The organism is Nibribacter koreensis (assembly GCF_039541795.1).
Lineage (GTDB): Bacteria > Bacteroidota > Bacteroidia > Cytophagales > Hymenobacteraceae > Nibribacter > Nibribacter koreensis.
In genome coordinates, this window is the sequence record NZ_BAABGX010000003.1 from 121,503 (window position 1) to 139,224 (window position 17,722).

General features: G+C 49.2%; 19 protein-coding genes. 12 read left to right on the top strand and 7 right to left on the bottom strand.

Annotated elements, in window-relative coordinates; all coding sequences use genetic code 11:
- Positions 1 to 86 precede the first annotated feature (86 nt).
- From ABD880_RS16000 to recO, 8 genes are all read left to right on the top strand, one after another.
- Positions 87 to 944 carry a Rossmann-like and DUF2520 domain-containing protein gene (locus ABD880_RS16000; protein ID WP_345168332.1) on the top strand — a complete coding sequence of 286 codons (858 nt, stop codon included), beginning with the start codon at positions 87 to 89 and terminating at the stop codon, positions 942 to 944.
- A 92-nt stretch (positions 945 to 1,036) separates the two neighbouring features.
- The gene (locus ABD880_RS16005) at positions 1,037 to 1,366 is read left to right on the top strand and encodes a 2Fe-2S iron-sulfur cluster-binding protein (protein ID WP_345168335.1); all 330 of its coding nucleotides are present in this window, start codon (positions 1,037 to 1,039) and stop codon (positions 1,364 to 1,366) included.
- Positions 1,367 to 1,533: 167 nt separating this feature from the next.
- Positions 1,534 to 1,773 (top strand): Fe-S cluster assembly protein IscX, encoded by a 240-nt coding sequence (iscX, locus tag ABD880_RS16010; RefSeq protein ID WP_066508422.1) that lies wholly within the window; start codon positions 1,534 to 1,536, stop codon positions 1,771 to 1,773.
- Positions 1,774 to 1,794: 21 nt separating this feature from the next.
- Entirely contained in the window at positions 1,795 to 2,289 is a 495-nt protein-coding gene (locus ABD880_RS16015; protein ID WP_066508426.1) for a KdsC family phosphatase, read from the top strand.
- Between the two features lie 115 nt (positions 2,290 to 2,404).
- Complete coding sequence (locus ABD880_RS16020) at positions 2,405 to 2,599, top strand: cold-shock protein (protein WP_066508428.1); 195 nt, start codon at positions 2,405 to 2,407, stop codon at positions 2,597 to 2,599.
- A 116-nt stretch (positions 2,600 to 2,715) separates the two neighbouring features.
- A complete protein-coding gene (locus tag ABD880_RS16025) occupies positions 2,716 to 3,561 on the top strand; it encodes a geranylgeranylglycerol-phosphate geranylgeranyltransferase (protein ID WP_345168341.1) in 846 nt (281 codons plus the stop codon).
- 62 nt (positions 3,562 to 3,623) lie between these two features.
- On the top strand, positions 3,624 to 5,930 hold the full coding sequence (gene porZ / locus ABD880_RS16030) for a type IX secretion system anionic LPS delivery protein PorZ (protein ID WP_345168344.1): 2,307 nt from the start codon (positions 3,624 to 3,626) through the stop codon (positions 5,928 to 5,930).
- A gap of 134 nt (positions 5,931 to 6,064) precedes the next feature.
- Positions 6,065 to 6,778 carry a DNA repair protein RecO gene (gene recO / locus ABD880_RS16035; RefSeq protein ID WP_345168347.1) on the top strand — a complete coding sequence of 238 codons (714 nt, stop codon included), beginning with the start codon at positions 6,065 to 6,067 and terminating at the stop codon, positions 6,776 to 6,778.
- A 245-nt stretch (positions 6,779 to 7,023) separates the two neighbouring features.
- Here recO and ABD880_RS16040 read toward each other — a convergent pair whose 3' ends face one another.
- The 3 genes from ABD880_RS16040 to ABD880_RS16050 are packed head-to-tail and all read right to left on the bottom strand — an operon-like array spanning position 7,024 to position 9,586.
- Positions 7,024 to 7,548 (bottom strand): FKBP-type peptidyl-prolyl cis-trans isomerase, encoded by a 525-nt coding sequence (locus ABD880_RS16040; RefSeq protein WP_345168350.1) that lies wholly within the window; start codon positions 7,546 to 7,548, stop codon positions 7,024 to 7,026.
- An 11-nt stretch (positions 7,549 to 7,559) separates the two neighbouring features.
- Entirely contained in the window at positions 7,560 to 8,543 is a 984-nt protein-coding gene (locus ABD880_RS16045) for an FKBP-type peptidyl-prolyl cis-trans isomerase (RefSeq protein WP_345168353.1), read from the bottom strand.
- A 32-nt stretch (positions 8,544 to 8,575) separates the two neighbouring features.
- A complete protein-coding gene (locus tag ABD880_RS16050) occupies positions 8,576 to 9,586 on the bottom strand; it encodes a DHH family phosphoesterase (RefSeq protein WP_345168356.1) in 1,011 nt (336 codons plus the stop codon).
- A 196-nt stretch (positions 9,587 to 9,782) separates the two neighbouring features.
- Between ABD880_RS16050 and ABD880_RS16055 the strand changes: the two genes are divergently transcribed.
- The 3 genes from ABD880_RS16055 to ABD880_RS16065 all read left to right on the top strand — a co-directional run bounded on the left by ABD880_RS16055 (position 9,783) and on the right by ABD880_RS16065 (position 12,594).
- Positions 9,783 to 10,202, top strand: a complete 420-nt coding sequence (locus ABD880_RS16055) for a nucleoside-diphosphate kinase (RefSeq protein WP_066508436.1) — start codon at positions 9,783 to 9,785, stop codon at positions 10,200 to 10,202.
- A 152-nt stretch (positions 10,203 to 10,354) separates the two neighbouring features.
- Positions 10,355 to 11,497 (top strand): TonB family protein, encoded by a 1,143-nt coding sequence (locus ABD880_RS16060; protein ID WP_345168362.1) that lies wholly within the window; start codon positions 10,355 to 10,357, stop codon positions 11,495 to 11,497.
- Positions 11,498 to 11,637: 140 nt separating this feature from the next.
- Positions 11,638 to 12,594, top strand: a complete 957-nt coding sequence (locus tag ABD880_RS16065; protein WP_345168364.1) for a TonB family protein — start codon at positions 11,638 to 11,640, stop codon at positions 12,592 to 12,594.
- A 153-nt stretch (positions 12,595 to 12,747) separates the two neighbouring features.
- Here ABD880_RS16065 and ABD880_RS16070 read toward each other — a convergent pair whose 3' ends face one another.
- The 4 genes from ABD880_RS16070 to ABD880_RS16085 all read right to left on the bottom strand — a co-directional run bounded on the left by ABD880_RS16070 (position 12,748) and on the right by ABD880_RS16085 (position 16,033).
- The gene (locus ABD880_RS16070; RefSeq protein WP_345168367.1) at positions 12,748 to 13,239 is read right to left on the bottom strand and encodes a DUF4199 domain-containing protein; all 492 of its coding nucleotides are present in this window, start codon (positions 13,237 to 13,239) and stop codon (positions 12,748 to 12,750) included.
- A 335-nt stretch (positions 13,240 to 13,574) separates the two neighbouring features.
- A complete protein-coding gene (locus ABD880_RS16075) occupies positions 13,575 to 14,120 on the bottom strand; it encodes a hypothetical protein (RefSeq protein WP_345168370.1) in 546 nt (181 codons plus the stop codon).
- A gap of 85 nt (positions 14,121 to 14,205) precedes the next feature.
- On the bottom strand, positions 14,206 to 15,270 hold the full coding sequence (locus ABD880_RS16080; RefSeq protein ID WP_066508444.1) for a lysylphosphatidylglycerol synthase transmembrane domain-containing protein: 1,065 nt from the start codon (positions 15,268 to 15,270) through the stop codon (positions 14,206 to 14,208).
- Positions 15,257 to 16,033 carry a segregation and condensation protein A gene (locus ABD880_RS16085; protein ID WP_066508446.1) on the bottom strand — a complete coding sequence of 259 codons (777 nt, stop codon included), beginning with the start codon at positions 16,031 to 16,033 and terminating at the stop codon, positions 15,257 to 15,259. Before ABD880_RS16085 ends, ABD880_RS16080 begins: the two co-directional genes overlap by 14 nt.
- Before the next feature lie 256 nt (positions 16,034 to 16,289).
- On the opposite strand from ABD880_RS16085, the gene ABD880_RS16090 reads away from it, so the two are divergent.
- Positions 16,290 to 17,651 (top strand): ArnT family glycosyltransferase, encoded by a 1,362-nt coding sequence (locus tag ABD880_RS16090; protein ID WP_345168376.1) that lies wholly within the window; start codon positions 16,290 to 16,292, stop codon positions 17,649 to 17,651.
- Positions 17,652 to 17,722 lie beyond the last annotated feature (71 nt).

Here is a 17,722-nt window from a genome sequence, read left to right on the forward strand (position 1 = left end):
GAGGGAGAGCAGGCAACTGTTCTCCCTCTTTCTATTTACAAATCCTGTTTTTGCCGAGTTTTCAGAAAAAGAGGCTATTTTCCAGCATGCAACCAGACGCACACTCGCTTTCAAGTACTTCCACCGGCTTACCCAAAGTGGCCATCATAGGCGCGGGCAATGTAGGTACTCATTTGGCCATGGGCTTAAAAGCGGCAGGTATAGAAATAGTCTGGGTATACAGCCGCACTGAGGCGCACGGGCAAGAGTTGGCAAACAAAGTCCAAAGTCAAACCATCACTAAGGTTGATTTCACCCTGGCGCCGCCGGCGGATATCTATTTGCTTTCCATCCCAGACCAAGCCTTGGAGCAGTTAACTAGAGAAGCGGTTTTCCCACCCAATGTCTTGGTGGCGCATACGTCGGGAGCACAGCCGTTGCAAGTCCTTGAGGCAATTCCGGGAGTAAGAAAAGGCGTTTTCTACCCGTTGCAGACCTTTAGTAAAGAGAAGGCCGTGGATTGGAAAACCATCCCCATCTGTGTAGAAGCTGAAAGACCAGACAACGAGAGAATTTTACAGGAACTGGGTAGACTGTTAAGCAATCAGGTAGTAATCCTGCAGGGCGAGGCCAGAAAGCAATTGCACGTGGCGGCCGTGTTCGCGTGTAATTTCACCAACCATCTGTGGGGTATTGCGCAGGAGTTGTTGCAGAAAGCTCAATTGCCTGGGCATTTGCTGGAGCCGCTTATGCAGGAGACCTTGGAGAAAGCCAGGCAGTTTCCGCCGTTCACGGTGCAGACCGGGCCTGCGCAACGCAATGACAAGAATACCATTCAGGCGCATCTGCAGTTGTTGGCCGGCAACCCGCAGTACCAGCAAGTGTACCAGACCCTCACCCGAAGCATTCAAACCACCGCTTCTGAAAATGGCCTGATTTCTGGAAAACAAGCCAAAAACGACTGATTGCCTTCTTGATACCGAAGACAAAACTCCTCTGGTTTTGATAGGGGCCGCAGGATGCCTACCTTTGCACCCTTAATGAACATTGCCCCAGAATGAAAGTCGTCAATATTACTTATAAGTTCGAAGACGGGAAACCAGATGAAACTCATCTGGGAGCCGAAGGAGAGTCTGTGCTGGATGTAGCCCTTAACAACGGCGTACAGTTACAGCACAATTGTGGAGGCGTCTGTGGGTGCAGTACTTGCCATGTCTACATTGAAAGCGGGATGGATGACCTCCCCGAAATCACCGACAAGGAAGAGGACTTCATTGACCGCGCCGTCAACCCGCGCCTCAACTCCAGACTTGCCTGCCAGTGCGTGGTGCAAGGCGGCCAAGACTTGGTCATCACCATTCCTAAGCAAGATTTCCTAGGACACTAGGTTTAATGAATAGTGATTAATGAATAATAAATAATAATCAGTGGGTGATCAAACACAAAAGCATGTTAGTCTTTTGTTTGTTTTAATCATTGGTCATTCATCAATATTCATTGCCTATTAATCATTAGTCACTGGTCATTAATCATTACTATTAATCATTAGAAATTATGAATAAATCATATGAACCGCCTATCAACTGGGCAGACCATGAAGACATTGCCATGGCGCTTTATGAGAAGTTTGGCGATGAGTTTGGTGAAAGCAAAATCTACCGCATCAGGTTCACCGACTTGCTGGAGTGGATTCTGACCTTGCCTAACTTTGAAGGCACCCGCGAGCAGGCCAACGAGGGTCACTTGGAGCAGATCCAGGCCGCTTGGGTGTATGAGTGGAGAGACAATCAATAGACTGTTTTAGCCAGATTTGCCATGCAAGCGCTTCCAGACTTCCGGAACATATCCACCTTCATTTTTGACGTAGACGGCGTTCTCACAGACGGCACGCTCATGTGCTTTTCTACGGGAGAGCAGGCGCGGTCTTTCAACATCAAAGACGGTTATGCTATTAAGCATGCGCTTAAGAAAGGGTACCGAGTGGCCATTATCTCTGGACGCAATGAGCCGGGCGTGCGCAAGCGTCTGGAGCAGCTGGACATCAAGGACATTTACCTGGGAGTGGAGAATAAGCTGGATACCTGCCAGAACTACCTCTACTACTATGGCATTGAGCCAGAGACGGTGGTGTTCATGGGTGATGACATGCCAGACTTAGAAGTGATGGAATATTGCGGAATCTCGGCGTGCCCGGCAGACGCGGCCATTGACATCTGTGACATTAGCCAGTACGTGGCCGCCGCCGAAGGAGGAAAAGGCGCCGCCAGAGAATTGATTGAGATGGTGATGAAGCTACAAAAGCGCTGGTAGAGGGGATTTTTTCCACTAACGTTCTTGGTTTTCAAATTATTGTAAAGAAAGTTGGCTTTTTTGAAAGAAATCATATATTTACAATATCATTCATTCTTTCAATTTTTAATTTCTTATGAAAACAGGAACGGTAAAATTCTTCAACGAGTCTAAAGGCTACGGCTTTATCACCGAAGAAGGCACCAATGAGGATTTCTTCGTACACGTGACAGGCCTCAACGGAATCCAAATCCAACAGCATGACAAAGTGGAATTCGACACCAAAGAAGGTAAAAAAGGCATTAACGCGGTAAACGTGAAGAAACTCTAATTACCGCTTGCGCATACCCATTTTGTGAACTCTTCTAAAAGCCCCTGGTCTAGGGGCTTTTTTCATTTGTGGCCCCTTTGCCGTACCTTGCCCGCCTATCTGGGTTTATCTGCGCTGTGAAGAGTCTCCTGTCCCTAATTCGGTTCCCCAATCTGGTCATCATGCTACTCACGCAGGTACTAGTGCGCCTATGCCTGGTGTTTCCGGAGCGTAGTCTGGCCAAGTCCTTCACCTGGCCGTTTGGCATTCTGCTGTTAGCTACGTTCTGCATTGGCGCCTCTGGTTACATCATCAATGATTACTATGACCTCAAGATAGACCGCATCAACAAGCCTGAGCGCATCATAGTAGGCAAAGGCCTCACCCGCCGAAAGGCCATGATGCTACACCTATACCTGTCGCTGGCCAGTGTCACCTTGGGAACGCTGTTGGGCTGGCGCATTGGCTTGGTGTACTTGGGCACGGGACTGCTATTGTGGGGCTATTCGGCGCAGTTGAAGAAGCGTATGCTGGTAGGTAACATGACGGTGGCTTTGCTGGCGGCAGCCATGGTGCTGGTGGTGCCCTTGCAGGCGGGGCAGCCGTCTCTAGCGGCCTGGGCCTACGGTATCTTCGCGTTTTTGATGACCTTGATTAGAGAGATTGTCAAAGACATGGAAGATGTGCAGGGCGATGCCTCTTTTAGGTGTGAGACCTTGCCCATTGTTCTTGGGCTGCCCAAGACCAAATGGGTGCTGTACTTTCTGTTGCTCTGCTTCTGGTTATTTACGGGCTTTGTGATAGCGCATGAGTGGGAGTCCAAGCTGTTGGTAGTCTATCTGTTCATTGGCGTGGTGTTGCCGTCCTTGGTGCTCTTTCGGCAACTATTCTACGCTGACCGCAAGCGCGACTTTGCCCAGTTGAGCTGGCTCTGCAAAGGCATCATGGTGACGGGCATCTTGTCCATGCTGGTGTGGCACTAGTGTTTTTGGCCTGATTTCCAGAAAACAGGCCAAAAACGAAGGCAATCTGCGTATCTTTACATATGGTGCTTTCTTCTGCGAAGTTCTGGATGAGTTTTCTCTGTGCCTGGGTGTTAGCCTTCGCGGCGCAGGCGCAAAGTTCTACTCTGCCCATAGGTTCTTGGCGCTTGCACGTGCCCAACAACCGCGCCAAGGCCCTCACCGAAACTCCCACCTCCATCTATGTCGCCACGGAGGATGGTTTCTTCAAGCTGTTAAAAGAAGACAACTCGCTACAAGTCTTAACCCGCACCGATGGTTTCAGTGACGTGAACCTAAGCAGCGTGCGCTATGACTCAGCCTCGGCGACGCTGGTGGTAGCGTATGAGAACACCAACCTGGACTTGGTGCAGGACGGCAAGATTAAGAACATCACGGACCTGTTGCGAAAGCAGTTGGCGGGCGTTAAGACCATTCATCATCTCTATACGCATCAGAAGAAGGCCTATCTATCCACGTCCTTCGGGTTGGTGGTGGTAGACTTGGTGAAGCTGGAGGTAAAGGACACGTATTCCAACCTGGGCCCGCAGGGCGAGGGCGTGCAAGTCTACAGTTCCACCGTGCTCAAAGACAGTTTGTTCATCACCTCGTCTATGGGCGTGATGGCGACCTCCCTCCAAAACGCCAATTTGCTGGATTACAGAGCCTGGCGAAGATTCACCGCAGCTCAAGGTTTGCCTGCCCAGGCCACAGACAATGCTAGAACCATTTCGGCTTTTCAAGGCAAGGTGTATGTGGGCGTGAATGGCAGCGGGCTGTACCAATACCAAAACAATACCTGGCAGAGAGCGCCTTTCTCTACCCCAGACAATCAGTTTGCGGCCATTGAAACCAACGGCGTGAGGCTGGTGCTGGCCAGTGGCCCCAACGTAGTAGAAGCTAATGCCAACGGCCAAGCCACGGTCTATACAAATCAGCTCATCACCTCGGCGCGCATGGCTATTCCGGCCAAGGACGGTAGCCTCTGGGTAGCTGATTACGTGAATGGACTAGTTCAGCTCAAAAACAACAGCGCCCAGGCCTTCGCGCCCAACGGTCCGGCCTTTGTGGATGTGTTTAGTTTGTACGCTGAGAATAATACCCTCACGGTGCTGGGCGGAGGCTTTAACCAATCCTACTTGCAGGCTGGCTCCAACGCAGGCTTCTATCAATACCAGGACGGGCAGTGGACCAGTTATAACAGGTTTAGCGGTGGACAATTCCCGAGTAATGTACGTGACTTGGTAGCGGCTGTGCGTAATCCCGTGACGGGTAAGTTCTACCTGGCTAGCTACGGCGGCGGTCTCCTGGAATGGGACGGACTGAACAAGGTGACGCTGTATAATGAGACCAACAGCCCCTTACGGAGCGCCATTCCCGGTAATCAGGATTTTGTGCGCATCACTAGTCTAGCCGTAGACCCGCAAGGCCATTTGTGGGTGGTGAATAGAAACCAACAAGCCAATGCGGCAGGTTTGTTTGAACTGCTTCCGGATGGCACCTGGAAGGCACATCCGTTTAATTTTCAGTTCAGCAATGCGCTGGACAAGATTGTGATTGACAACGAGGGCTATAAATGGCTCACCGTGAGTACCAATGCCCCGGGCGCGGGTCTGGTAGTCTACAATGACTTGGATAAAACGTACCGCTACCTGGGCGCTGCCGGCGAGGGTGGTTTGCCCAGCCCGCAGGTATACAGCCTGGCCGTAGACAACAAAGGCGAAATCTGGGTAGGGACGGGCGCAGGCGTGGCCGTGTTCAGCAGTGGGGCAGACGTGTTTTCATCTAACGCAGCCAATGCCTATCTGCCCATCTATGAACGGCGACCATTGCTGCAGGGCCAGGTGGTGCGCAGCATTGCCATAGACGGTGGCAATCGCAAATGGATTGGCACTGACAATGGCGTGTGGCTGTTCAATGAAACCGGCGAGGAGATGATTTCTAACTTCACCACCAGGAACAGTCCTTTGCCTTCAGACAAGATCAGAGACATTGCCATCAACCACGCAACCGGCGAAGTCTTCATTGGCACCGAGGCTGGCATTGCCGCGTATAGAGGCGCTGCGACCAAGACTGAGGCTGTGAGTAAAGACTGCCTGCAAGTGTTTCCTAATCCCGTACGCGTGGGGTACGCGGGCTCTATTGGGATCTCGGGCTTGCCCAATAACGGCTGGGTGAAGATAACAGACGCCAGCGGCAAACTGGTCTTTGAAGGAAAGTCCAACGGCGGTACCTTCCCCTGGAACGGCCGCGACTACAAGGGTAACAAAGCCAAACCGGGCGTGTATGTAGTGCTGGCTGGTTCTGATGATGGCGCTGAGACCTGTTCCACCAAAATAGCCGTACAATAGCTGTTGTCAGAAATGGCAGCTTTACCGCAGGTTTTCGTTTTTGACCTGTTTTCTGGAAAATAGCCTGAAAATGCCAAGCTTGAAGCCATGGCGTACAACCACAAGTTCAGTTTTGAAATTATAGCACATTTGGCATGCTGATAAAGACCCGGGGCATTGTTTTAAACTTCATCAAGTTCAAGGAGTCCTCCATTATTGTGCGCATTTACACCGAGGAGCTGGGCCTGCAGAGCTACATAGTCAACAGCGTACGCAAGAAGGGTAGTGCGTCTAGGATAGCCTTGTTCCAACCGTTCACCTTGCTGGACATGGTGGTGTACCCTTCGGCGAAGGGTGGTTTGACGCGCATCTCAGAGTACAAGTGCAGCCACCCGTTCTCCTCTGTGCCCTATGACATCAGGAAGAGCAGCATCTTGATGTTCTTGTCTGAGATGGTGGCCCGTACCGTGAAGGAGGAAGAAGAGAATAGGCCGCTGTTTGAGTTTCTGCATGAGGCCATCATTGCCTTTGATGAGGCCCCGGCCGGCTTTGAGAACTTCCATCTGGCGTTTCTGCTGCAGTTGGCGGGGTATCTGGGCTTCGGGGTTTCTTCTGCAGATGAGCTCATTAGCCAGATTGCGTTTGAGACCGGCGGATCTACTGCCTTGGGCAACAGCGTCATGCAACTGCAGCGCCTGGAGCCGTATCTGGCAGAATTGCTCCACAATGGCGTGGCCGCAAACATTCCCAACGGCCGCGCCCGCCGCGAACTGCTTCAACTATTGGTACAGTACTTTCAACTACACGTAGCCAATCTGGGCGAAATTAAGTCTTTGGCGGTCTTGTCTGAGGTCTTGAGTGTAGAGTAGGCTGAAGGCGGCGCTTTCCAAAGGGACTTCGTTTTTAGGCTGTTTTCTAGAAAATAAGCCAAAAACGGATGTGCCAATTCTCTTGTTTCTACAATCTCCCACCAGCAAAGGGCGGTTTTGGCTATCATGGTTAGATAGAGCAACTATAATAGCAATCCAAATGGGATAAGCCAGAAAGCCAGGGTTATTATACAAAAAAAGAGGCCACCTGTTTAGGTGGCCTCTTTTTGTAAACTTACGTGTGATTAGAAGTTAAGCAACTCCACGTCAAACATGATAGGCGTATTGCCAGGAACGGAGCCGCTACCATAACGTCCGTAACCTAAGTGCGATGGAATTAGCAAAAGTCCTTTTTCACCTTTGCTCATCAGTAAAACACCTTCATCCCAGCCTTTGATTACTTTGCCAATGCCTAAAATAAATTTGAACGTCTTGGCGCGGTCATAAGAAGAATCAAATTTTTGACTGTCACTTACAAACCTGCCCACATAGTGCATTTCTACTTCTTGGCCATTCACCGGTTTTACACCATTTCCTGCGGTTTTAACCACATAATAAAGACCAGAGGCGGTGCGGGTGTAGTCTTTTTCTGTTAAGCCCATAAATTCCTGCAGGTAGGCCTTGATCTGCTTGTCTTCAAACTCTGCTTGCGCGGCCGCGTCAAAATTGTCATATGGGTTAGTGTCATCTTTGCAGCTCAGCAAAGTCATGACAAGACACAAAGACAAAACCAATTGCCACAGCACGCTTTTTCTTACCAACTGTTGCATGATGTTAAGGATTATAGACCTGGACCGGCAGGACCCGCTGGGTTCACCGGCGTGTTCTTAATGTCTACCAACTCAATGTCAAAACGAAGGATAGAGTTAGCCGGCATGTCTGCTCCACGGGCCATGGCACCGTAACCCATTGGCGAAGGAATCAACAAGATGCCTTTGCTGCCTTTGTTGAACTGCTGCAAGCCTTCTTCCCAGCCTTTAATCACCTGGCCTTGGCCAAGCGGGAATTCAATTGGGTTGCCACCGTTAGACTTGGCAGAAGAATCAAACTCTTTGCCGTTCAGCAAGGTGCCTTTGTATTGTACGCTCACTGTCTTGCCGGCAGTAGCGTTAGGACCAGTACCTGGTTGAGAGATGACATAGTATACACCGTTAGCTGTCTTCTGAGCAGTCAAGTTGTTTTTCTTGATGTACTCCTGAATCAGCTTGTCATCAATTGGCGCTTGCTTTAAGGCTTTGGCTTCCATGGCCTTCTGCTGCGCTTCCATCATTTTAGGATAGTCGGCCATGGCCTCTTGCTCTGTCTGCAGGTTCACCGCTTTCACGAAGAACGTCAGGAAGCTTCCTTTTTTGATGAACGGAGGAAGTGGTGCTTTGAAGGTCTTGGCAAACAAAGTGTCTGCGTTGATCTTGAACACGGCGCTGTCGCCTTTGTCTAGCAACAAGAACGCTTCTTCAATGCTGCCTTTGTTGGGCGTCTCTACCAGTTTAATCTGGATAGGCATGGCGTTGTCTTTGGTGCTGAACAGCAAAGAGTCTTTCTCTGTGCGGTATTCCATCTCAAAGGTCATCACTTTGCCCATTTTGGTAGTGTCTACTTTGGCGGCGTCTTTTACCTCATAATCACCGTCTTTACCAGCTGCGTATAGTTTGTATTCTAGGCCAGAGGCGGTCTTCTGAAATGAGTCATTGCCCAGGTTCTTGCATGACGGGGCAAAAAGGGTTATTGCCAAGGCTGGCAATAGGTAGATTGATTTTTTTAACATCGGTTTAATTAGTGTAAATCTTATTTGGTTGGTTACTTGGCTAATTGTTCTGCGTAGAGCGGCAACAGACTCTGGAACTTCTCCACGGTTTCGGCCAGCGAAAGATAAGAAATTCCGCCCGAAGCATTTTTATGTCCGCCCCCGCTAAAGTGACTTCTGGCAAACTCGTTCACAGAAATGTCGCCCACCGACCGGAAGGAGATCTTAACAGCCTCTGTGCGGTCAATGAACAGAGCGGCAAAACGCACGCCTTCAATGGAAAGCGCAAAGTTTACCAAGCCTTCGGTGTCACCGGTCTGGGAGTTGTATTGCTTTAGTTCTTCTGAGGTAACGGCAATAAAGGCGGTATTGTATTCGCGCACCACCGTCAGTTTGTCTTTGAGCACGTAGCCCAAAAAGCGCAGGCGGCTCTCTGAGTAGCTATCATAGATGTTGCGGTGAATCTTACAGATGTCTACGCCTTTGTGCAACAAATCTGCAATAATCAAGTGCACGTTACGGGTAGTACTGGCATGTCTAAAGGAACCCGTGTCGGTCATGATGCCGGCGTACAGACACTCCCCAATGGCGGTATCTATCAGTTCTTCATCGCCTAAATCTCTAATCACTTCATAGACCAGTTCTGCGGTGGCCGCTGCGCTGGTGTTGGAAAACATGATCTCGGCGAAGGGCTCTGGTTCCAGGTGGTGGTCAATCAGGACCTTAGTGCCTTTGGCCTCACGTATGTAGCCGCCCAGTTCATTGATGCGGCTCAAGGCGCTAAAGTCCAGACAGAACAGCACCTCGGCGTCATTGATGATGGCCTTAGCCTGGGCGTCTGTGCGGTGGCTGTAAATAAGGACCTCATCGTTGCCGCTCATCCAGTTAAGGAAGGAGGGGTAGTCTGTGGGGGTGATCACCGTTACCTGGTGGCCCTTTTTCTTTAGATACCCTGCCAGCCCCAGTGAAGATCCTAACGCGTCCGCATCCGGTTTATGGTGCGTGGTGATCATGATCTTCTTAGGCGATTGCAAAAGCTCTCGTAGCTCGTTGATTTGTTGCATTGTATACGCTCCACCCGCGTCAGAAAAAATGCGGGTATAAGATGCAAAATTCAGAAGAATAAAAGTACAAACCAAATAAAAGCCCAAGGGAAACAAAGGCCTCATTTGGGGTATTTATCAGGCAGAACAAAGACTTTTACCAAATTGTGCTAATTTTGCGTCTCAATTAGTCAATCACTGTTAAATAATAAGAAAAATGGCTGGAAACGTAACGTTCACCATGATTAAACCAGATGCCGTGCAGGACAACCACATTGGCGGTATCACTAAAATGATGGAAGAGGCTGGCTTTAGAGTTGTAGCCATGAAAAAGACGCGCCTGACAGAGGAGCGTGCCGGAAAGTTCTACGAGGTGCACAAGGAGCGTCCGTTCTATGGTGACCTGGTAAAATACATGAGCTCTGGCCCTATCGTGGCCATGATCTTAGAGAAAGACAACGCCGTGTTGGATTTCCGTACCTTAATTGGCGCCACCAACCCAGCCCAGGCTGAGAACGGTACCATCAGAAAGCAATACGCTAAGTCTGTTGAGGCCAACGCCGTACACGGTTCTGACTCTGATGAGAACGCCCAGATTGAAGGAGACTTCTTCTTCTCTGCTGACGAGCGTTTCTAGTCTGTTTTCTAGAAAATACCCCAAAAACGCCTGATGCTTACGTGTCAGGCGTTTTTTTGTGCCTGCCGATTTTGGGCTGGTTTTGTGAAAACAGACTGAAAACGGAATGGTTGATTATCTTTAGGCTATCTATTCCATATTTATATCCCATCATGAATCTTCGTTTTGTGTGGGTGCTGATCTTCTTTCTCATTCTGGGGAATAGGAGCATTGCCCAAGAAATAAATCCGCAGGTGGTACCGGTCACTATGTTTTATGACCAAAACTGGCAGGTGACTGTCAAAGAGAAGGCGTCTTTTATACGAGTGGGTAGCTTGGACACCGTTCGGCTGAAATTCATGGGCAAGGTCACTGATTTTTACGCCAACGGCACACCGCTACTGCAGGTGAATTACTTAGAGACGGGCAAAGACGGAGCCTTCCAAACCAGTTACTCCAACAAGAAATTAGAGCAGCGCGGCATTTTCCTGAAAGACAAGCCCGTGGGTACATGGGAATACTATTACGCCTCGGGCAAGCCTTGGCAGACCGTTGAATACCTGGAGAATGGAGACTTTAAGGTTCTAGCTTTCTATGATACTACCGGGCAACAACTAGTGAAGGATGGCACGGGCCCTTGGTACTCCAAGATGCGGGCTCAGATAAAAGGCATAGACTTTACAGTAAACATTACCGGTAACTGGAAAGAAGGCAAGAGAATTGGTCAATGGAAGGCTACTCAGAAAAACGGTAAGTCGGTGTTTGAGGAACTGTTTGAAGCTGGCGTACTAAAAGAAGGAAAGCTTTTTGACGTATTTACTGGCCGGCCCTCCAGCAATTACATAGAAAAGGAGAATCCCAAGATAGGGACGTTTGACTTTGTCTACCATGCCGAAGCCCTTAACCCAAGTCCTTCCTTTCTAACGAAAGAGCGAGCTGTTAGGTACATTTTACGGAAAGAGCATCTTCTACCTGCTATCTTAGAGTCTATCACTTATACAGAAAATGTGGAGAAGATGCCGGAATTTCCAGGAGGAATGGCAGCCTTGTACAAATTCATACGTGACAACTTTAGGGTTCCTGCAGATGTCTCTAGAAGGCGAGAAAGTATGGATGGCACCGTAGTACTCTCTATGACAGTAGGATCCGAAGGCAAAGTAGCTAATATTAAAGTAGAAAGGTCCTTCACTCCTAGCATTGACCAAGAAGTGATCCGCATATTCAAGATTATGCCCACTTGGTACCCAGGTATACAGAATGGCAGGGCTGTGAGCGTTAAGTATACTATTCCTTATAGGGTATCTATCAAATACTAAGACACCTGCTGTAAGCTTATTCTGGTAAGTAGTACCTGTTCTATTTGTTTTTGGGCTGGTTTAGCGAAAAGAGGGCAAAAACGCAAGAGGGGAGATGACTATTGATTTTGTAACTTTGATTAGGTTCCAAATGCGTTTTTATGAAAAGATATTTTCCCCTGCTAGTATTAGTGCTTTTGCCGTTTTGGGTGCAAGCGCAAACCTCCTCCACGTACCATCAAGAAATCTTAAAGCACCGCGCCCAAGAGGACAGCGTGTTCAAGCACGGTGAGAAATCCCCGCTCACGCCAGAGGACAAAGCCACGTTCGCAGCCCTGGAGTATTATCCAATCAATGAAGCCTACCGTGTTAAGGCCAAGTTTGTGCGCACCGCCAATGAAGGGGTTTTTAAAATGCCCACCACCGGCCCGCGCACGCCAGAATACGTCAAGTACGGCGAACTTCACTTTAGCCTGAACGGCCAGCAACTAGCCTTGAACGCCTATCAGAACCAGGACCTCATGAAACAGGTACAGTACGCCAACTACCTGTTCATTCCGTTCACAGATGCTACCACCGGGCAAGAAACGTATGCCACCGGCCGGTACCTGGACTTTGCCATTCCCATGGGAGAAGACAGCGTGTGGGTAGATTTTAACAAAGCCTATAATCCGTATTGCGCCTACAGTGACGGCTATTCCTGCCCCATTCCACCCAAGGAGAATAAGTTGGCCGTGCGCATAGAGGCCGGGGTGAAGGACTATAAGAAGTATGGAAAGAGAATGGCCGTCAGCAAAAAGATGGCCGTCTACCCGGGCGGCGACCAGGTGCTGGAAGACTTTTTGTACAGAAACCTGGTGATTCCGGTGGCGGTCAGAAAGGCGCACATTTCTGGCAACGTTGTGTTTTGCTTCGTGGTCAAGCCAGATGGCTCCTTGACAAATTTTGAGATTGTGAAGTCCGTACGAAGTGATGTAGACAGCGCCGTGCTCAAGGCAGCCAGAAAAATGCCTAAATGGGAGCCGCTGGAATCTAATGAGGAGATAAAGATGACCTTGTCTTTGCAAGTGCCCAGAGGAAAGCCTCACCAACAGGATCTGACCAAGGCGGCTTACTGAGAGAAGATACTTCTTACGTAGAAGGCAAAGCGACAAAGCTTGACGTCACTCTTTTGACGCTTATTTTACAGCTTGTGCCGTCAGGGTAGTGCCGTTTTCGGCCTGTTTTGCAGAAAACAGGCCGAAAACGTTTTTAAGGAAATGACAAAGATGTTAAGCATCCTTGCTAAACTGCCCGCCAGAATTGTCAAACGCCATCATTAAAATGTAGCCCGTCATAGCGCCCGTGGCCGTCCCCAAAATCACAACAGATCCCGCTACCATGATAAGGGGCAGTTGAATCCCGTAATAGTCTTGGGTGGCCAAAACGCCTGCATAGTCAGGGTCAAGGAAGATGGCATTGATCAGGATGAAGGCTGCAAAGAGGGCTGAGCCAATCAACCCCACCAGAAACCCGATGGCCAGACCGGGTAGGTAAGGCGTCTGCCTATTGCGGTTTTCATAGTTTCTCTTGAGCGACCTAATGGCCAGCACCACTGCTCCTATGATAAAGATATTACTGCCAAAGCGCACCAATTCACTGTCTTGCAGGTCAAGCAGGTTAATGACAATGAAATAGATAATCATGGCCAAGGCCGAAAGCACACCGTAGCGGACACCAATTCTTTGGGTGGGGGCAGTTGATCTATTTGCTGTCGTTTCCATAGCAATTGGATTAGGGTTGACAAAGTAGTTTAATTCGTGTCCATAGATTTTAGACTATTCTCTGGATACGTAAAAAACTAAAACTTAGTCTACCTGAAACGCCTGGCCAGAAACTTGCCATAAACCAAACTTACTACCCGGTCACCCATCACCAATGGTGGCTTTTTCACTGAAAAAAGGGCCGGGAATGATTGCCTGATCGCCTGCGTGGTGATAAAACAATCCCCATGTAATCTTGCAAAGTCAAGGTTTTGTGTCTCCTTTACCAAATAGGTTGTCCATAAAAAAGGCCTTCTGCTTATCAGGAGGCCTTTTCGCTTTAAAGCATTTCTTCTTTACTGCACTTTGATGCTAGTCAAAAGACGGGTAAAGGTATTGTGCATCTTAAGGTTGTCCTCGCCAAAACCAGCTACAATATATGCCTTGCCTTTCTGGTCAGTGAAGCCGTAGCCTTTTACTATCATCTTGTCTGTACCTCTGGTGAACGTGGCAGTGGCCAGCAGAGCGCTTTTCTCTTGGTTCAATTCCATGAACTCAATCTGGAAATCAGTGCCTTGCAGCTGGGTGACGGCATTCTGAATGGCGCCTTGTAAACTACCTTGAATACTGACCTGGGTGGTTTTGGCGTGCATGTACATGCTGTAAATCATGTAATCGCCACCGTTGCCCATGTGGGCCTCCATGGAGTGGAACATGGCCTTCTGCTCTGGGGCCACCGGAATCTCCATTTTCTGCAAGGCCATGGGAGCCAGCAAGGAGAGTCCATGAAAAGAGGTCTGCACCCACGGCTTAGGGGCATCAGTGGGCGTTGTCTGCGCAAAAGAAGAGGTAAAAGTACTTACCAGAAGCGCCAACAAGACAAAGGCTTTTAAAAACCGCATGAGTAAGGAGAAAAGGTAGAAGAAAAGATAACCTTCCGTTTTTGGCCTGTTTTACCCAAAACAAGCCAAAAACGGAGGCAAGGGTTTAAACATCGTCCTCGTCGTCCTGCGGATGCTCGCCAAAGACGCGCAATACCCAGCGAGGCAGGAAGAAAGAACCTAGAATCAGGTACAGGTAATACGTCACCACGCGGTACAGCAAAACAATCACCGTGGTGAATCGGCCCAAGAACTGCCCGAAGAACGTAGGGAACGCCACCTCAGCAATACCCGCACCGCCCGGCGTCACGGCTACTAGCAAGACAATTTTGTAGACCATGTTTCTAGAGAAGATGAGCACGTGGTCATGGAAGCCTATGTCTGTGAAAGCAGCAATGAGGCAGTTAATGACAAAGTAGCGGGCAGTCCAGACAAAGGCGGTGCTCAGGGCGGCGTTCATCCAGTAACTGAACGTGCTGCCCTTCAAATGCTGCGAAGCCCATACCAGTTCATTGCCGTGCTTGTAGGCGCCCGGTCTCCAGCGACGCGTCCATTTAAACGAGGTAGCGCGTAAGAAAAGGCGTTTCACGGCCTTCGGGTTGATGAGCAGGCCATAGGCCATCAAGAACGCATAGAAAGCAATGAGCAGGTAGCTGATTACAAAGGCAATCTCTAAACTCTGCGTCACGGAGAATTCCATGGCAGAAACCTGCGGGAAGATGTCACCGGCGGTAATCAAGAACACCAGCGGCACGGCCACAATAAAGTACAGGTTGTCCAGCATGGCCGTCACCATCACATAGGCCAAAGACTTACCCAAGCTTAGGCCTTCCTTGTTCAAAATAAAAGCAGCCACGGTTGACCCGCCTACTACAGAGGGCATCACGCAAGAGGCAAACTCCCAGAGCATGATTACGTCCACGCTCTTGCGCCAGCTCAAGAACTTCTCCGTCACGTACCTGATGCGGTAAATGTACCCGAAGTCCCGCACCACCAGCACCAGAAACGTCATAAAGAGCCAGAACGGCTTGGCGTTGTAGAGCGGCGTTAAGTCCATCTGGGCGCTGTCCCGGTAGAACATGTACCCAATCACGCTCAAGCCAATCACCACCGGAATGAGAATGCGCTGCGGCGTGAAGTAGGAGAGAAGTTTCTTTCTATTCAGATCCATTGGTTTCAGAGACGGTCAGGTGCTGGGTATCAGAAAAGGGCACGATGCGGAAATTATTAAACCCATCGCCAATCTCCAAGCCAATCTCATTGAGCTGGAGCAAATCTAAAATCGCCAGAAAGTTAAAGATAAGGCCAATCTTGTCGGGGAAGGCCTCTAATATGTCTGTGAACTGCACGGCACCCTGGGCGCTCACCCGGTGCTTGATGTAGTTGCGTTGCTGGTCTATGGTGTAGGGATAGGTATAGACGGTGTGCTTGGGCCGGTTCTGCTCTTCCTCGTAGCGCTGCATGGCCTTATGAAAGCTTTGCATGAGGTGGTAGAGGTTGAGGTCCTTGAGCTCGTACTCCAGTTGGTGCTTGGCGGCAATCTTGCCTAGTTCCTCATCCGTATTGCCGCGGCGCTCCTGTTGCAGTCGTACGTCTTCTAAAAGACTTAAATCGCCTAATACTTCTTTGTAGCGCTTGTATTCCAAGAGGTGTTGGACCAGTTCCTGGCGCGGGTCAATCTCATTGCCCTGCTCGTCTTTCTCAAAACGGGGCAAGAGCATCTTGGCCTTGATGCGCATGAGGGTGGCAGCGGTGAGGATGAACTCGCTGGCCACTTCCATGTTCATGGTCTCCAGCTGACGTATGTAGCCTACAAAGTCATTGGTGATCTGCGAGATGGGAATATCATGAATGTCCAGCTCATCACGCTCAATAAAGAAGAGCAATAAGTCAAAGGGGCCCTCAAAAAGCGATAATTTTATCTCGAAACTCACGAATTCTGTTCTGCTACGTCTTACGGTGGAAGCTCGGTTAGAAGTGGGTTCAGGCGAAAGGCGTTTTAAGTGCCAGCACCGTTTTTGGGCTCTTTTCTGGAAAACAGGTCAAAAACGAGTCTGCATCCTATAGAAACCCCTTTGCTTCTAAGGCTTCAAGACATAAAATTAGGCAAAAAAAAGAAGACGAAGCAGAAAACCGGAGACTGCCTAATTCTGGCTACCTTGCTTTCCCTAAAAATTAGCTTAGCCCAGATTGACCTCCACTACAACTTTTTCATCAACCAGAGAGTCTAGAAACCAGAAATGGGTCTGGGGTGTGTTGGTATTGCTACACGTAGCGGGCTTCTTTTGGCAACTGCACCAACAAGCCTATCTCCTCACCGATTCTCAGCAATACCTGAATGTAGCCCAGAACCTGCGTGAGCACGGAGAAATCTACAGCGCTGTCTGGCAAGCACCATTTATTCTGGAAGGCTTTACGCTTCGGCCACCGGGATACCCACTCTTTATCTTACTCTGGCAACAATTCTCTAATAGCGTTTGGGGTGTTTTTTTGGCACAGGCAGTTCTAAGTCTGGTCACTTTGTACACGGTGCAACGGCTATGGCTGGAGAGTCTATTGCAAAGAAAGTATCCTGTGCTTTTGCTGGCGGCAGTAGTATTGTATCCGGCGCAAGTCATTTACGCCAACATAGTCATGTCTGAGATGCTGGTGCAGGCCTTGTTGCTGGGTTATTTTGTGGCGCTTCTGCACTTCAACCGCAAAGGACAGCCTCATTATTTTTTGGTGGCCGGCTTCTTTTTGATGGTAGCCATGCTCACCAAGCCCTTGTTCTATCCTTTCACCTTTCTGTTTCTAGCTTGGGGAGTCTTTTTAAGCTTTAAACAGAAAAGAGCGCTTTTGCTACTTTATGCAGTGCTACCACTTGCGGTAGCGGTTGGCTACCAAAAATACAATGAGCACAGAACGGGCTATTTCCATTTCTCCAGCATCCAAGAAATAAATCTGCGGCAGTACAATGCCTTTGGGGTTTGGGAGAAGGAGCACGGCTACGCTTACGCAGACAGCGCCTTGACTGCCTTAGAAACCAACGCCGACCAACAGCCATCCTTTGCCGAACGGCAAAAATTTATCAGAAAAGCTAGCGTAGAGGTGTTGTTAAATTCACCGGTGACGTATGCGCAGAACCACCTTTTAGGCATGGTGCATTTCTTTCTGGACCCGGGACGCTATGATCTGGTGCATTATTTTGGGGTGGATATCAAGAAAGGGCCGGGACTGAGCAGTTATTTGCAAACCGAAGGCTACGGTGGCTTATTCAAGTATTTCAAGGATTACAATTTCTTCTTCTTGCTGGCGTTGGTTCTTCTGGTGCTGGCCAATCTGTTGAAGGTGGCATCCTTAGTTCTCTTCGCGTTAAATAAGCGGGTTGCGGTCTATGAAAAGGTGCTGTTGCTAGGAGTCATTTTGTTGGTAGCGGGGCTAACAGGACCGGTGGGCGCGTCTAGGTACACAGTGCCGGTTTTTCCGTTGATGTTGTACACGTTTCCTTTTGCGCTACAAGCAAGCAGGCTTTTTATTCAAAAACGTCTATTTTTCGTAGAGGAGAAATAAGCAACGCGGGCGGCTTGGCAAGAGGGATAAGAATTTTTGCTATTTTTACATTTTTTGGGGAAACCAGAACA

Excerpts from the sequence above, each read along its gene's own strand:
- ABD880_RS16005 (WP_345168335.1), top strand. The coding sequence starts at position 1,037 with ATGAAAGTCGTCAATATTACTTATAAGTTCGAAGACGGGAAACCAGAT.
- ABD880_RS16040 (WP_345168350.1), bottom strand. The coding sequence starts at position 7,548 with ATGCAACAGTTGGTAAGAAAAAGCGTGCTGTGGCAATTGGTTTTGTCT.
- ABD880_RS16075 (WP_345168370.1), bottom strand. The coding sequence starts at position 14,120 with ATGCGGTTTTTAAAAGCCTTTGTCTTGTTGGCGCTTCTGGTAAGTACT.
- porZ (WP_345168344.1), top strand. The coding sequence starts at position 3,624 with ATGGTGCTTTCTTCTGCGAAGTTCTGGATGAGTTTTCTCTGTGCCTGG.
- ABD880_RS16060 (WP_345168362.1), top strand. The coding sequence starts at position 10,355 with ATGAATCTTCGTTTTGTGTGGGTGCTGATCTTCTTTCTCATTCTGGGG.
- ABD880_RS16055 (WP_066508436.1), top strand. The coding sequence starts at position 9,783 with ATGGCTGGAAACGTAACGTTCACCATGATTAAACCAGATGCCGTGCAG.
- iscX (WP_066508422.1), top strand. The coding sequence starts at position 1,534 with ATGAATAAATCATATGAACCGCCTATCAACTGGGCAGACCATGAAGAC.
- ABD880_RS16020 (WP_066508428.1), top strand. The coding sequence starts at position 2,405 with ATGAAAACAGGAACGGTAAAATTCTTCAACGAGTCTAAAGGCTACGGC.
- ABD880_RS16000 (WP_345168332.1), top strand. The coding sequence starts at position 87 with ATGCAACCAGACGCACACTCGCTTTCAAGTACTTCCACCGGCTTACCC.
- ABD880_RS16045 (WP_345168353.1), bottom strand. The coding sequence starts at position 8,543 with ATGTTAAAAAAATCAATCTACCTATTGCCAGCCTTGGCAATAACCCTT.
- ABD880_RS16070 (WP_345168367.1), bottom strand. The coding sequence starts at position 13,239 with ATGGAAACGACAGCAAATAGATCAACTGCCCCCACCCAAAGAATTGGT.
- ABD880_RS16050 (WP_345168356.1), bottom strand. The coding sequence starts at position 9,586 with ATGCAACAAATCAACGAGCTACGAGAGCTTTTGCAATCGCCTAAGAAG.
- recO (WP_345168347.1), top strand. The coding sequence starts at position 6,065 with ATGCTGATAAAGACCCGGGGCATTGTTTTAAACTTCATCAAGTTCAAG.
- ABD880_RS16080 (WP_066508444.1), bottom strand. The coding sequence starts at position 15,270 with ATGGATCTGAATAGAAAGAAACTTCTCTCCTACTTCACGCCGCAGCGC.
- ABD880_RS16015 (WP_066508426.1), top strand. The coding sequence starts at position 1,795 with ATGCAAGCGCTTCCAGACTTCCGGAACATATCCACCTTCATTTTTGAC.
- ABD880_RS16065 (WP_345168364.1), top strand. The coding sequence starts at position 11,638 with ATGAAAAGATATTTTCCCCTGCTAGTATTAGTGCTTTTGCCGTTTTGG.